Raw genomic sequence first — 15,165 nt, forward strand, 5'->3', positions numbered from 1 at the left:
GATAAATTGGCGGCACTATCCTAAATGGCGGTAAAGCAGCCTACCAACTCCCGCAAATAATGGGTCGGGGAGTTGGGTCATCGCCTGCCTCGCCCAGTCACGTTTTTCGGGCTTCCGTAAGGCTAACTTCTGCTCGGGAACAGGATTGCGAAAATATACGAGTTCGGACGATGCAGCCCCTAGATTCTCTTTGAATTTGATGAGTCCAGGATCATCGAAGTCAGAACGTCCGAGGTCGAGATCCTCCATGGCCGTCTCTTTAGCTTGTTGAATTACCTTCCAGAACAGAAGGGGGGTGCCACCGAGGTTACTAAAATGGGCGTTGGAACAACCATATTTGTAAGTTAAGACTTTCTTGTGCGTGAACGTCATGATGCTCGCAACCGGCACGGTGTCTTTTGACAAAAGATGAATGGTTACGCTATCCCCCAAACTGCGGACAATATTCTGGAACCATGAAGCGGGCTGCGGTGGCAGCTTGTGGCGACGACGAGTGAGAAGAAGAAGTTCACGAAACCGCAATAATAGACTGCTAGACCGACCTGATTCGTATATCAGTTCTTCGCGTTCTGCACGCTTGATCTTCCTACGTATGCAACTGCTATGAAAGCCGCTGTAAAGGGTATCTAAGTCTGGCCTGAGATCTATCTTCTGCAAACTGAATCGCCGACTGATGTCGAGGGCTCCGCGTTTGAGATCGATACCGTAACACGTCGACGGCCTGAGCTCTACATATTTGAGCCTGCGCATTATGCGGCGTCGTTCGAGATGGTTTAGTATTGCTGCCAAATCCAGATCGTAAGCCAGAGGCTGGCAGTGATCAGAAAATGGAAGCGACACCAATCGGTTCCCCGTGAACCAGCTCTTTACCTCACAAAATACCACGGCATTGATTATCTTTCCTGATCGAACAGTCGCGAATGCAACCGGCTTGTATCCATAAGAGGAGCTCAGAACAGTCAACCACGCCCTCGTGTGAAATACAGACGATGCCGGATGTTGAGCGACGAAATCTGGCCAACGATCATCGGTAAGGGGATCCAGTTCGCACACATTCATAGAGGTCGCGTCGCGGTTATGAGATGTTAGTTGGCGCGTCACAAATTCTCCTGTACGAACCATTATTTCGCCGTCAAAAGGCAGATGTACTCATTGCCGAGACTGGCATTGGTATTGTTTCCACAGTGATTAAAGATGAGCCTCGTCAACCAGTAATGAAGGCCATTGCTGATAATTTTGTCCAGCCCAGGTAGAGGAATTCTAGAATAGCGAAATTTAGATACTAGCTCGAGATGGTGCTTCTCGAACAGCGGCACCAGGTCGGTGTAGCATACCTTGTTCGTCTGGTATTTTGGCGGAGCCACGATCTCTTTAAGGAGGCCCATAAATCTACCTACGCGTCCGACAAGGTGGCGCGAATCAGTGAACTCTATAATCAGATTCCCCCCCGGTCGCAGGTTTTGTCGGATCTTTGCTAGAAACGTATCGGGGGAATCAACATGAGCCAGAACGCCTACTGTGATGACGAGGTCGAAAGGGGCCGAGTCGAGCAAAACGGTCATAAAATTCTCATTGTGTACTATGACATTATTCGTTAGTGTCTGGGGAATCTTTTCTTTGGCAAGAGCCACCATGCTGGCAGACAGATCCAACAAAGTCATGTGAGATTCTGGTGTCAACAACTGCAGCGAGATCGAACCGTCACCGCATCCGATGTCCAGCAGTCGCTTCCAATCTAGCCTGGCCGCAAGGCAGCGCACTGTTTCAGTGCGAAACATTACATCGACCCCTCGGGATCTAAGATAATGCTTAGCATCTTCAAAGACATCCCTTACGTGTTCACTCCGATTGCCCGTTGTTATTTGATTAGCGTCTGATATCTGCATGCTCACTCTCGCTCTTCATGGATACCCATAATTACAGGCTTAAGCGCCAATATCATAATGTGCTTGTTGGACATCTAGTCACCGGTTCTTCTCCGTAATCCGTTGCCGGCAATAAATTCTTCGGGGCATACCGCCATTATTTCCAGATGCTGTCTTGAAGCAGCAGGCGTCGTACTTGCTGATCTCGGATATAAAGAATCAAAGATCGATCCTGAACTCGAGGGGTTCGCATCCCATAGCCACTTAGAAAGCCAAATATCAATCCGATTGAGCCCAATAAATACGGGGCTCTGACCAACCTGGAGATACACTTCAATAGCATAAAGGTTGGGTGGTAACCAGCAATATAATTTGCTCGCCCATCTTTAACGCAATTCTTCCATGCACCATCTGCGGCACCGGTGAAGCGATAGTGCGAAACCTTAAGATCTAGAAAGCTACGCGTCGTCCACCCCAACATGTTCGCCTTCAGTTCATCTACCGTATCCCATCCTGGGGAGCGCAACAGCCCTCCTAGCGAGTCCCAGCATTTCCTCCGATAAATCTTTGTCGCCCCGCGAACATGAAACTTCGGGTTGGACTCTAATCTCAGCTCTCCCGCAACCTCATGATAGATACCTCCCCCGCCAATTCCGAGATTCGGGTCCGCGCTGAACTCGGCGAAGCAGCGTTCGAAGTAGTCAATCGGAAAGCTGAGATCGGCATCTAGCTTGACCAAAAAATCCCATTCGGGCGAGATAATCCGAGCGTACCCGTCGTAGAAGGTATCCACCACTCCACGGCCTGCCTCGCGATGTCCGCGGTTAGGACGGTGCACCGCTGTAATCCATGGATGGAGCTCTGCATAGCGATCAACAATGGCCCCTGTTTCATCGCTTGATCCGTCGTTGACGATGATCCACTGGATTGGCCGCACACTCTGGCTGATAACAGCAAGGATGGTTCGCTCGATGAACTCTGCTTCGTCCCGCGCCGGTGTAACGATGAGATATCTTGTCATAATATTCATTGGCGAGCAGCTTCATTCTTCAGCAAACTAGATTATCTACGAGCCGAATATACTCATGCTTGCATGCGTCCCATGTATTTTTCTGAACATAGGCCGAGGCGTTTTCGACCAGCCTCATACATAGATATGGGTCGGCAATCAATCGTAAGATCTGCATGCCCAGAAGTGTCTCATCATCGTTGTCGTAATACTGAATGATGGAGTCGTCGTAATAATAAGCATGAATTTTGGTTCGTGAGGCTATGATGGGAACGCCCAAGGCCATGAACTCCATAATCTTCGTACTTAACGCTTCGTTTCCAAACGCAGACTTAGAACGCTTTGGCTCGATAGCTAAGTCGGTTCGGGCCATTACCTTTGCAATTTCATTGCTTGGCAAGTAACCGTGGAATAAGATGCGTTCTTGCATACCTAGTTCCATCACAAGTTCAATCAACAAAGGCTTGGCTGCACCTTCACCATAGATATGAAACTCTGCATCCGGGATGCGGTTTGCGATGCCCGCAAAGGCGCGGATGGCAATGTCAACTCCTTGGTGCCAATTCAGAGAACCTGGATAAGTCAGCATGAATTTGGCGCCTTTAATCTGTTTTCTGTCCCTGATTTTTTTGAAAATGCTAAGGTCCGGGCGGTTCCTGACAACTACGCATTTTTCTCCGAGACAGGATCGGCCCACGAGGCGATCCCTCCAGAGATCATTTGCAACGATGATCTGAGTGGCGAACCTAGTGGAATATCTCTCAATAAGCCTTACGAGGCCAAAGATGAAAGATTTGTGATCAACTTTAAATTTACTCGCGAAGAACTCAGGAAGTAAGTCGTGAATATCCAGGATGATCGGCGTGCGCTTCCACTTAGACCACAAAGCTGCGAAGACCAGAAAATCGGGTGCATTGTGAACATGCACAATATCGTACGTTTGTCTTCGCTGGCTTTTATACATAAAGAGCAAAGAATGAAAGGAGAAGCGGAGAATGCGACCTATGTAGGCCAATATCCCGCTCTCGTTTACTGTACGGAACTGGATGCGGTGAACTGTTACGCCGTGCAAAACTTCACATTCAGCCATCAGCGGATCTTTGCGTAGCGCAATAACATCGACTTTATCCCCACGTTGCGCCAGTGCGGTTGCGTATTGAAGAATGCGAGTATCGCTCTCGTAAAATGCGTATGCCAACATGCAAACTCGGAGTGGACGGCCCTTCTGCTCCGAAGCTACATTTTCAACGAGCGCCTCATACTTTGCCGGAGTCTTATGCGGCGTGGAGTTCGTAGTGTGATTGGGACTCTTCAACATCGTCATCTTCCGACTCCTCGAACCCCTCCGGTGCAACTCTTGAGTGGCTTACCACCAACGAAATCAAGATCCACGCCATGTATCCTTGCTGCCCCCAACTGTATCCGGCTACGCTCAGCAGAAGAAAATAGAACCCTCCCAAAGCAATGAAGATAACCCCGCTTAGATAGTTGTCAGGAGCAGGCAGGTGGCGGTAATTCTTGAACGCTATAATTAGGGTCCGGGCTAAAAGCGCACCTATAATCATTAGACCTACATAACCGGTCTCGTATAGGAACGCGGCCCAATTGTTGTCACAGGTAAACCAACGATGTACCGAATTGAAGAACGTTATATCGAGGCCCAACTCGCGAAATGTTCCCAGGCCGTAACCCAGAAGAGCTCTCGTGGGGTCCTTATCGACTGCATTTCGGACGGCCTGGTTAAGTGCGTCACGATAGAGATAGGAAGATCCGACTGGACTTGTCGGGTCTGTCGAAGCTGAATACAAACCTGCGATGGTCGACCAGATACCTGGGCGTGCCAACAGTGCAACCACAGTAACAACAACAATCGCTAGCAGATACTTCCTGATCTCATTTCGAATCAAAACGAAGAGAAGCATGGAGCACATTCCAGTCGCTATCCAGGGCCCCCGACTGGACGTCTTGTAGATTGCCCAGAACATAAGACCGAGTGACATCCAGAGAAGTATTCGCTGATATTGCCGCTCCCACACGCTGAGTAAGTAGAGCGTGAGAGGGATGCTCATTGCCAGCGCATCACCGAACAAGATGGGATGTGGAAAGGTGGAACGAACCCTCAGACCTCTTCCCCATTCGATATAGATTGGATCAATACCGCCATTGTATGTAATCCACAACTTCTGGGGAAATATCCGAAGTATGCTCCAGGTGGCATAGACTTCCAGCAGGCTGAAGAGACAACAGACGCCTATCGCCATCATCATTGCAAACACGATCCTATGAATTGTCCTAACACTTGTAATGGTTCTGACTAGCAAAAAGTATAGCAAGTAATACTCGAGTACCTGGGAGATTAGCTGCTTAGCACTGGTGGCAACCGACAAGGAATAGAACGTTGAGCAGATGGTCCAGCCGATGTGTAACAACATCAGACCTTTCAGCGGGATAGCGTCATGGTTTTCTCTTTCGCCTCGGCGAAGATACAGGATGAGCAGAGTCAATAGCGAGACTCTCATCGTATTTACGTCAAACAGGCCTGGGATAACTAATCTTGACTCCAGCGGCATCAATACCAAAAAGAAGCTGAAGATAGGAAGCGCATCCTCGACTCTTCGTCGACTTGCGGAGACTAGACTAAATACGATGATGAGGTGGAGACAGAGAATTAAGATCATTTGATCTAGATGGGAAATATTTCGGAATCACTTCGCCACACGTAGCTTGAAATAAATTATGTTTCCTGCATCTCCCTAACAAGCCGCTTCGTTTGATTACGCCTCGAAGACTATATATGTTGCCGTCGATATTCATTCCGCTTCATACCCATCGACCAGACAAGAATATGGCTCCATTTGCCCAGAGCGCGTACGAGTAGACTACCCCGGTGGCGGATCATCAGTAGTGGCGAAGCAACCACTAAGAGAAGAAGTCGAAGCACGCAGGTGAAGATCAAGGTTACACGATATAAGCCGGCATAGGTCTTTCCCCTGTGTACCGCAAAGAATTGTACAAGCGATGCTCGAAGCATAATATTGCTGAAATGGTTTTCCTTCCGCAGTGAGCTGCTACCGCCGGCGTGATGTACGATTTTCGCGCTAGGGATATAAAAAATTTTCCAGCCTGCATGAACCACTTTTAAGCAGAGATCCATATCTTCCGCGTACATGAAGTAATCCGTGCTGAACGCTCCAACATCGTCAATCACTTCCCGGCGGACCAGCATACACGCTCCAGAGATAGCTTCCACCTGAACCGGCAATGTGGATTCCTGGAACAACGCCTGCATCTTCCATAGCCTCCACATCGGAAACCTGCGGCGGAGATAGTCCAGATTCAGAGTCTGATTGAGTATTGAGGGAATAGCGGTGACGCAAGTGGTTTGTACTGACAGGTCCGAATTCAGCAAGTGCGCCCCCACCATACCCGCTCCTTTTAGAGATTCTAGACCGGCCACCAGTTCCTGAATCGCAGACTTCTGGACCTCCGTATCAGGATTGAGGAAGAGGATAGTATGACCACGGCTGCGAGCGAATGCCAAGTTATTTGCTTTGGCGAATCCTAGGTTGTGTTCGCATTGGATAAAAATGACATCAGGATATTCCGACTGCAACATTTCCCTACATCCGTCGAAAGAGGCGTTGTCGACAACGAACAGTTCTAACGTTAGGCCATTGGTGTTTGCGTAGATGCTAGTTAGACAAGCTTTGACGAACGCTTTCGACTTCCAGTTAATGATAATGACGGAAACATCAGGAATACTAATTGAGGCCAGATTCACTACATTTGAGAGTTCTTCTGTCACCTTCAGCGGCCTCGTGTGCGGCTTTATCATAGAGCAGATTCCGTTGGAACCATGCCACAGCGAGCAAGTAGACGTCGCAGGCGAAACGGTATTTGGTCCAGTGTAACGAGGTTGATCATTGTCCTAGCGGAAAAGATCGATATTCCGACAATTGCGAGACAACCTAGCAACTCCGCCGCAAAGAACGGTAAAACATAGAATCCGCAGAACGTGAGGGTTATTGCGAACAGGAAAATAAATCCATTACGTCTATTGTCCACCGACCACCGAAACCCACTGACGCGATGAACAACAGCATAGATCAGAAATCCATGAAAGACGTACGACCCAAAGAATGCCATCCCGACACCGTTCAGGCCGAACCTGCTCGCACAAACCCAGGCCAAAGCCAGACTCACCACAGTCCAAGCCAACTCACAAGCGAAAAACAAAATTTGCCGCGCTTTCGCAATGATGATGAAGCCCATGGGCCACGTCACGACTTGAATAATTGTCCCGAGACATATCCAGCGCAGCACACCAACGGCCACTTGAAATTTGACGCTATAGAAAAGAGCGATGACAAGCGGTGCGAAGGTGAGAGTCGCAATCACCCCTGGACCTGCGAGCAGAAGACCAACATGCGCTTGTTCATTGACCAATCGGTTGCAAGTGACGTTATCTTTCGCGTGTGCTGTAAGCCGAGGATAGAAATCGGCTCCCATCGCCTGAAGGATAAATCCAACGTAGAGACCCCCTAACGTCCAGGCTGATTGATACAAGCCAGTGGCTTCGAGGCCGACCTTGCGTAGTACGGTGATACGGATGGCGTAGGCAACTCCCATTGTCATAAGGCCGCTTGACATAAAGGCAAATCCAAGCTTTAGAAGTGCACCTGCCTCCAGCATCATCATTCCATTTGTAATGGAAGGCACTTGGATTCGTATCCTACTGCTGTACCACCACGATACAAGTGACGTCATGACCGCAGCCGCTATTAGAGATGGCACGATCCCGCGGTCCCTAAAAAAATAAACAAGCGGAATGCTGGACAGTGTTCCAAGAAAAGCTCCGAACACCGACATCTTTGCAAGATCTGCGATCCGTCGCATTCCTTGAATCAGTGCACCTTGCCCAGCTGAGATAAGGCCAAAGCAAACAGCCACCGACAGAACCGAAATTGCAGTGGCATGCTGCAGGTTTCCGAAGGTGACCAACGAAACCTGCCGGGAGAAAAGAATCAGTAATAACGCACCCAGCAGACCGGATACCATCGATGTCCGCCGCAGCACGATGGTCGTTAGTGCAATGTGCGTGCGTTCATCAGATCCGGTTGCTTCCGCGATCTGGCGTACGCCGCTGCTATTGATGCCCATGCCGGCCAGCGTCTGCGTGAGAATCACGATCGACCCGTATATACTGAGTAGACCGAATCCTGCTGGACCAAGCAGGATAGCCATCACCTTCGTGCGTAAGATGCCGATCGCTATGTTCAAGATCGAGGAGCCGCCTACCAGGGCGGAAGACTTCAAGATCTGCCCATAGGTGCTCTCGCCAGCCTTTGCCGCTTTGACCATGTCAGGCGGAGGTAAGGTAGTAATTGGATCATCCCGGTCTAGTGTTGTAAGTGACATAGAGTGGCAGAATCAAAGAAAGGCTAACTCTGCCTTGGCTCTAGCAGGCGCCGCGACCTGAGACCATTGCCGCAGGTGTTTGAAGGAGGATCTTACAATCAACCCAGAACGACCTAGCTTTCGCATATCTCAAATCCATCCTCACCATCTCATTGAAGTTTGTGCGTGATCTACCTTCCACCTGCCACAATCCTGTAAGACCTGGCTTCAGCTCAAGCACACGCCGCTTATGCCATATCTGATAGCGCTCGTATTCATATGGGAGGGGGGGGCGGGGGCCCACGAGGGACATATCACAACGTAGGATGTTCACAAACTGAGGAAGTTCATCAAGACTAGTTCGTCTCAGAAATCGTCCCACAGGGGTGATTCTGGGATCATCTACCAGTTTATAGATTCCCTTTGCGTCCCGAACATCATCCTTACCCGCGATCAAGTCGCTTACGTAGTTCTGATGAATTCTCGAATCGTTGTCAACATACATTGTGCGGAACTTCAAGAAGCAAAACTCTTTCCCGTATTGTCCTACACGAGTCTGGCAAAAGATGATCGGTCCTTTCGAGGTCAACTTCACCAGCAAAGCTATGATCACGATCGCTGGCAGAAACAAGATGAGGGCGATTATGCTCCCGATGACGTCCATCACCCCTTTGGTGACCAGAGTCTGTTTCTTGGCGGCAGGACACCGGGTTAGGTCCGGGTAGAAGGTCAGATTTTCTTTAGCGCATACCTGTTTCTCGGATATTTGAGGAAAGAGGCGGGCGGTTACTTTCAACCGGTCGAAGCTAGCCGGGCTCACCGCGTTCCTGACAGCGTCGGAGATCTTCTGCGAGACTGTCTCGACCGTCGTCGCGTCCGCTAGACCGATCTCAGTCATAAGAAGACCAAGTGTGAGGTCCTGTTCGTACCATCCCAGAACATCTGTCTCCCTCGTATTCGAGCCGATCGCCTTTGCGATACCGTTGATCAGTCTACTACCCAACTTGGTACCGAACTCTTTGCTATTGAGAAGCACGAGCATGAACTGCCGTCCGGATCTCTCCGTACGGCGACGCTCGAACCTTAACATCTGCACGAAGGCTGCCCCTTCAAGCACGACTGCCCGTAGTACTGTTTCCGATGACTTCGTAGAAATGCCTTTGTTGAACACATTCTCAACCCACGGCATGGCTGTTGACTTCTGTGTAGCCATCAACGTGCTCCTTAAGTAGTTGGATATTACGAAGATCTTGCACCTTCCTTGGTGCCACTGCATGACTATAAGAAAAAACCTAGCGACTCATAACGCTCAGGAGTTAATGCTTAGCGGCTCCAGCAGTTCAACGTCTACTTCGATAGCTACGGACTGGTTGATCAGTGTAATCGGAACGATCAACCTCCGTTCATCCTTGCAACGGGAGATCCTTCCCTCTAATCCCTCCAATACTCCCGATCGTACCCGTACTCGATCCCCAAGTTCGAAGGAGGGGTTCAGCTTCAACATAGCGCCTCGTTCAAGACAAAGTTTCACTGCTTCTATCTCCGAGTCGTCGATAGGAGCCGGGGAACCGTTGAACGATAGCATCCGTATAACTCCCGCAGCACTTAAGACTCTGCTTCGCTGGTAGGAAGTTATCCGTGTGAATACGTATCCTGGGAAGACCGGTGCGTGAATCTGAACACGTCTATCTTTCCAGCGGCTTTGAATCACCGTCGTCGGGAGGAATATCTCGATAGACCGAGCTTGTAGCTCACCCGCTACCGCCTTCTCGTGGCGCGGATAGGTATAGACAGCGTGCCAGTGAAGATCATGACTTATATTGTGGTTCCAATTAATAGTAGAGCTGGACGACTTACCACTTACGCAACTCATGAGGCCTCTTGGCGGTTTTGCAAATTGAAGCCGCGCTTCGCGTTGGTGACTTACGGCAAGTCACTGTGGAAAATTGAATCTAAGTAGAATGCTTTCTCATTCATACTTAAGCAATTCGAGTGCCAGTCGGGCGGGCTCACTTCCCTTTTGTCAATCCGTGCGCCTTATTGACGAGCCCAAGTCTAAGGAGCAAAAGTCTCTTCTTCATCTTGAATTACCCCGATCGAATCAGGCCAATTTGGCCCAAAGACGCCTTGTTCCGGAAATTATTTACCTCCGACAGTATCGGAAATCGATCAGAGGCATGAGCCCTTCTAGAGTGATCATGACGGATAGAGGTAGATTTATCGAGCATTGTGCATCACGTACATTTCGTGAACAACCGCGGGGCAGAAGTATGCAACATTTTGTACTTATTCCTGCACCCTGTCGGCCACTTAGTACAAATTGGATTAGATAGATCGAACGATAAGAGGAATCTTCGCGCGACGTCTATGTCGTTATAATAACGACGACGTGCCACACTAAATTACATAGACCGCTAAGGGAGCACTTCGTAACGACCTACCATACCGCCTTTGAAGTGGTCGGCAACGTGGCAATGGAAGAGCCAGATTCCTTCGTTGTCCGGCATCATATCTGCTGTGGCCATCGCCATCGGCCCCAAGAATACAGAATCCATCCTCATCTTGTTCCACACGGCCGTATTTCCGTGCCAATGAGCCATATGTATATCATCCTCATTCGTACTGGAGAGGAGATACCAACGGACGTGCTCCCCTTTCTTCATCGTCATCATGGGAAGGTTACCCTCCGAGTAGCCGTTGATTGTGTAGAGGGCGTGCTCTTCCCGAAGAGCAGGGTTGAGGGCGTTCGAGCGAAGAGCCCTCGCTTGCTTTCCAGCGTTACGCTCAAAGAACCAACTATCGGTCTCATCGAAGATAGAGAAGTCCGCGATGAACTCTCGGTCCACATCTTTCGGAGAACCATCAGCGCGGGCCGAACCGCGTCTCGTAACGATAATGGGACCGACCAATCCTGTATTGATGTCTGTTGACTCTACGAAATGTGAGTGGTACATCCAAAGCACGGAGCTCTCGTCCATAGCTGCGGGGCCGCTTCTCTCCGGAACAGTCCAGATATAAGTGTAAGTATGGCCTGGTGCAATCGTGTCATCCAACTTCACCGTTCCAGCGGTCCCGTCGTTGTATAAAGCTCCCTCTGCATCTTTCTTGTACTCCAGACCATGAGGGTGCATTGTGACTGATAGATGAGTGTTGTTCTTGAACACAGTACGGACGGAGTCGCCAACCTCCGCACGAATCAATGGGCCAAGAATACCCAGATGCTCCCATTGCTGCGGACGAATCTTGAGCACTCTAAAGCTCGCATCCGTGTACTCGCGATACACGGCCTTGTGGTAGATCCGATGGCTGAGGGGTGGACCGGCTTCAGTATCACCAGTTTCGGGGAAAGGCATACCCATTATATTTCTTCCATGGGGGGTATAGTCCCAATCAATTTCATCTGCCGCAATGAAATAAGCGCGGACGACACCGTGCTTATCTTGTTGAGACATCTCAGTTTTCGTATGCATCGGCATCTGCCGGGCGTTTTGGCCGTGGTTGGGGACTCGCTTCACTTCTTGAGCACCGCTGAAAGCGCGGCAAGCAGTTAGAGTAATCAGGAATAAGAGGTAGCGAGGTCGCCCGATAATCAATGCTTCCCTCTTTTCCAACGGCCAACCATTTAGTCTTGCAGTCAGACTAGCCTCGGTGAACCCCGTAGTGCCCGTAGTATGCACTTCCTTTGATTAAGGCATCGTTCATCACAACACCCCAGAGCTTTGAGCCCAAGATCTCGAGTGATGGCGCAATCATGTCTTTGCTCGTCTTTCCTGAGCGGACGACCATCAGAGCCCCATCAACACATGGCAAAACCTCCCCCACGTCTGCCATGGGAATAATAGGTGCAAAGTCTAGGATTACCCACTGGAACATGGATCGAAGTTCAAATAATAGCGGAGTTATCAGTGCTGAAGACAGGAGCCCGCCCATCGAAGCACACCGTTCTCTCACCCCGAGCACATGCAACGAGCCGTCGCCGACCTGCCGAAGAGCTTCTTTGATCGTTCGCTTTCCCTTGAGCACGTCTTCAATACCGTCCTCCGCAATTTTTATGTCAAGCGCATTCGAAACTCCCGGAGCCCTTAAGTCCAGGTCAACCAAGCATGTCTTCTGGCCGGCCTCCGCGAGGCTCCATGCGAGATTAGTCGACGTCAAGGTCTTCCCCTCGCCAGGACTTGGGCTGGTGATTAGGAGAACTCCACCCAGGGGTTGAAGGTTGCAGAGTCGACGGCGCAGAATCTTGTATTGTTCAGTCGCAAGGCCAGTAGGCTCCGTCAGAAAAACCAGACACGATGCTTTGCCGGGTTTCGGCACTACGACCTGCTTATTCCAGGCAGACCGCAGAAAAGAGCCGTCGCCCTCACGACTTTCCTTAATCTTAGATGGCCCTGGAATCGAGATCATAAAACAGGCCTTACTTTGAAAAGGAATATTGCCAGGACAATGCATGCCGCCAGCGATACGAGCACCATTTGAGCCTTCATTAATCGACTATGAGTGAAAGCTGCTCTACTCATAATCGGAGGGATCGTTCCGAGAATTGGGATGCCGGTTGGCAACAGGTCTTTTATGTCGGTCTCGGAGTCTACCGTTCTGCGCAGCAAGTGAATCCCGATCATTGTTCCCGCTGGAAGAAGAAGAGCAGCGACGAGAACACCTACCAAAATAGGAATTCGCTTCGGTCGGATTGGTTTTTCCGGTGTCTTTGCAAGATCCAGAACAGTAAATCGTTCCGCCTGCTGGGTCCGTTCCAACTCCTCCGCCATTCCGGCGGAGAAGGTCTTCTCTAACAGGGACTGGTAGTTCTGCTTCGATGATTCGTAATTACGTGTCAATTCGGCCATCTGAGTCTCCAGAATTGGAACCGAATCGACCTTTCCCTGGTAACTCCGCATGCTTTGTTGCAAGTCTAGTATCCGCTGTTTGTATCGACCAATCTCTTTACTAATCAACGAAAGACGCATTTGCGTATCTGGATCACTAGAGTCCGCAAAATCGGGCGCAGGCACAGGTAGCTCTGAAAGTCTGGAGTTCAGATGGCCCAATTGTTCGTTGACCGCCAGAACGTCCGGGTAGGAGTCAGTAAATTGCCTTTTCAAATTCCAGCGTTCGTTCTCTAACCTTCGCTTCTCCTGAAGAAGACGGTCGCGTTCGGAGGTAGGACTATTTTGCGATTCGACAGATCTGGTTCTCGCTAGCAAGATACGCTCTTGGTCCAGTCGGCTGACTGCATCTATGTTCGATTGCATCTCTGATTGCAAGCGTGACAAAGCTTGCAGATTTCCGCTAAGCTCTTCGGGTGTAGCACCTGCATGTTTAATCTTGAAGGCTTCGCGTTGTCTCTCCTGTTCTTCGAGACTCTCTTTTGCTTGCTGCAACTCGGACGAAAGAAAGTGAGTAGTACCTAGAGCCTGTTGTTGACGCACCTTGAGGTTCCAGTCGATAAAACTGGAGGCAAGCATATTTGTGATCGACGCAACTAGGTCGCGATCATTGTCCTCGTAAGAGATGGTGAAACTGCTCAAACCCTGTTCGGGCTCGGGGCTTTGCTTTAATTCGATCTTCGTCTTCTCCCGCATCATATCCAGAACTTCTTCTCTCGACTTCTTCTTCCGCAGCTCGGGATAAAGATCGTGTTTATCAATAATCTCCTGTAATCTGGAAGCACTGAGCACTTGCTGCGAGAGTGTGTTCATTCGTGCATTCGGATCGCTGGTCACAGTTGAGGAAACATACTTTTCAGGGATCTTCTGTGGATCAACCAGGATGGTCGTGGTGGCACGATAGACGTTCGGTAGCAGCGATGTGCCAGCTACCCCAACTGAGGCAAGCAACACCGCCGATATAATCACTACATCTCCGCGCTTCTTAACCACCTCCCACAGATAAATGGCGGAGATCGAAGAATTCTTCGTTCGCGTCAGAGTTTTTCCCACCATTTCCTCCGCACCGATCAATCTATTGTTGAAAGACATATACCACTAACATTGCGGCAAGAATAAATATTGGTACTTGGCACGTCTGACTTCGCCGACTAGCGAGCAACTTAGACGAAACTATTGGCTCATTTGCTGATGGGATCCGCTAAGGAACAATCACCGTATCACCTGGCAGTAGATTGATATTCTGTTTGACATCACCGCGTAAGGCATTGGTGTAGTTAAATCTGACCTTCTCAAGGCCCTTCGTTCCTCGTAACACAAAGATGCCCTTGCGATTAGCAAATACGTTTAGACCCCCCGCTTGTGCAATAAGTTGAAGGACGGTAATTGGTGCGATAAGAGAATAAGCTCCTGGCTTACCAACTTGGCCCGTAACGAAGACTTGTCTGCTTCGGAAATCAACCACGCTAACGGTTACCTGAGCATTAATAACGAAGTTGACCAAACGTGTGCTAAGAGTTTTGGCCAATTGGTTCGAAGTCATCCCGGCCGCGTAAATATCGCCTAGAAGTGGCAACGATATAAAGCCGTCCGGACCTATCGTCACCGTTTGAGACAGGTCAGCACTCTTCCAGACATTCACACGGATTACATCCGAGACCCCAAGCATGTACTGAGACCCAATGGCAGCCGAGGGAATATCTTCAGCTGACGCTGCAACGGAATGTCCCTCGACGGGCGCCGGCTCTCCACTGAGCGCAGCTTGCACGCCGATCTGCGCCCAGCTGCAAGATGTCAAAAGAAAGAGCATCGCAATGGCGTCAAGCAATCGAATTGATCCTCTGGAGCCCATATGGTCTTGGCCTATACCCTATGTCGTCGAGAAGCAAGCCGATGGCCAAAGCATCGCCGTCTTTATATAAGCTTAGAGTTAGACGTTTTGGGAGTGCGCCAACTCGCGTGGCAACTTATTGCTAACTATTTGCAACGATTTGCGCTTTAGAAAGCGTCA

The 15,165-nt window shown here is 49.8% G+C and carries 12 protein-coding genes; all 12 read right to left on the reverse strand.

Features of this window, described 5'->3' with window-relative positions:
• Positions 1-15: 15 nt before the first annotated feature.
• Positions 16-1,101, reverse strand: coding sequence for a GNAT family N-acetyltransferase (locus HB393_RS16660; protein WP_213806320.1), 1,086 nt, complete (start codon positions 1,099-1,101; stop codon positions 16-18).
• A gap of 20 nt (positions 1,102-1,121) precedes the next feature.
• Positions 1,122-1,886 carry a class I SAM-dependent methyltransferase gene (locus tag HB393_RS16665; RefSeq protein ID WP_255551228.1) on the reverse strand — a complete coding sequence of 255 codons (765 nt, stop codon included), beginning with the start codon at positions 1,884-1,886 and terminating at the stop codon, positions 1,122-1,124.
• A gap of 136 nt (positions 1,887-2,022) precedes the next feature.
• Positions 2,023-2,895: a glycosyltransferase family A protein gene (locus HB393_RS16670; protein WP_213806322.1), complete on the reverse strand. Its 873-nt coding sequence runs from the start codon at positions 2,893-2,895 to the stop codon at positions 2,023-2,025.
• 19 nt (positions 2,896-2,914) lie between these two features.
• Entirely contained in the window at positions 2,915-4,198 is a 1,284-nt protein-coding gene (locus HB393_RS16675; RefSeq protein WP_213806323.1) for a glycosyltransferase family 4 protein, read from the reverse strand.
• Positions 4,149-5,378, reverse strand: coding sequence for an O-antigen ligase family protein (locus tag HB393_RS16680; protein WP_213806324.1), 1,230 nt, complete (start codon positions 5,376-5,378; stop codon positions 4,149-4,151). Before HB393_RS16680 ends, HB393_RS16675 begins: the two co-directional genes overlap by 50 nt.
• 284 nt (positions 5,379-5,662) lie before the next feature.
• Positions 5,663-6,679: a glycosyltransferase family 2 protein gene (locus tag HB393_RS16685; protein WP_213806325.1), complete on the reverse strand. Its 1,017-nt coding sequence runs from the start codon at positions 6,677-6,679 to the stop codon at positions 5,663-5,665.
• Between the two features lie 26 nt (positions 6,680-6,705).
• Positions 6,706-8,292: an O-antigen translocase gene (locus HB393_RS16690; RefSeq protein ID WP_213806326.1), complete on the reverse strand. Its 1,587-nt coding sequence runs from the start codon at positions 8,290-8,292 to the stop codon at positions 6,706-6,708.
• A gap of 40 nt (positions 8,293-8,332) precedes the next feature.
• On the reverse strand, positions 8,333-9,484 hold the full coding sequence (locus HB393_RS16695; RefSeq protein ID WP_213806327.1) for a sugar transferase: 1,152 nt from the start codon (positions 9,482-9,484) through the stop codon (positions 8,333-8,335).
• A 1,201-nt stretch (positions 9,485-10,685) separates the two neighbouring features.
• On the reverse strand, positions 10,686-11,624 hold the full coding sequence (locus HB393_RS16705; protein ID WP_255551230.1) for a multicopper oxidase domain-containing protein: 939 nt from the start codon (positions 11,622-11,624) through the stop codon (positions 10,686-10,688).
• Between the two features lie 286 nt (positions 11,625-11,910).
• A complete protein-coding gene (locus HB393_RS16710) occupies positions 11,911-12,720 on the reverse strand; it encodes a CpsD/CapB family tyrosine-protein kinase (RefSeq protein ID WP_345945259.1) in 810 nt (269 codons plus the stop codon).
• Positions 12,672-14,246: a hypothetical protein gene (locus HB393_RS16715; RefSeq protein WP_213806330.1), complete on the reverse strand. Its 1,575-nt coding sequence runs from the start codon at positions 14,244-14,246 to the stop codon at positions 12,672-12,674. The genes HB393_RS16710 and HB393_RS16715 overlap by 49 nt, the downstream gene beginning before the upstream one ends.
• A gap of 109 nt (positions 14,247-14,355) precedes the next feature.
• Positions 14,356-14,982 (reverse strand): polysaccharide biosynthesis/export family protein, encoded by a 627-nt coding sequence (locus HB393_RS16720; RefSeq protein ID WP_213806331.1) that lies wholly within the window; start codon positions 14,980-14,982, stop codon positions 14,356-14,358.
• Between the last annotated feature and the right edge of the window lie 183 nt (positions 14,983-15,165).

The organism is Granulicella sp. dw_53 (assembly GCF_018449545.1).
GTDB lineage: Bacteria > Acidobacteriota > Terriglobia > Terriglobales > Acidobacteriaceae > Edaphobacter.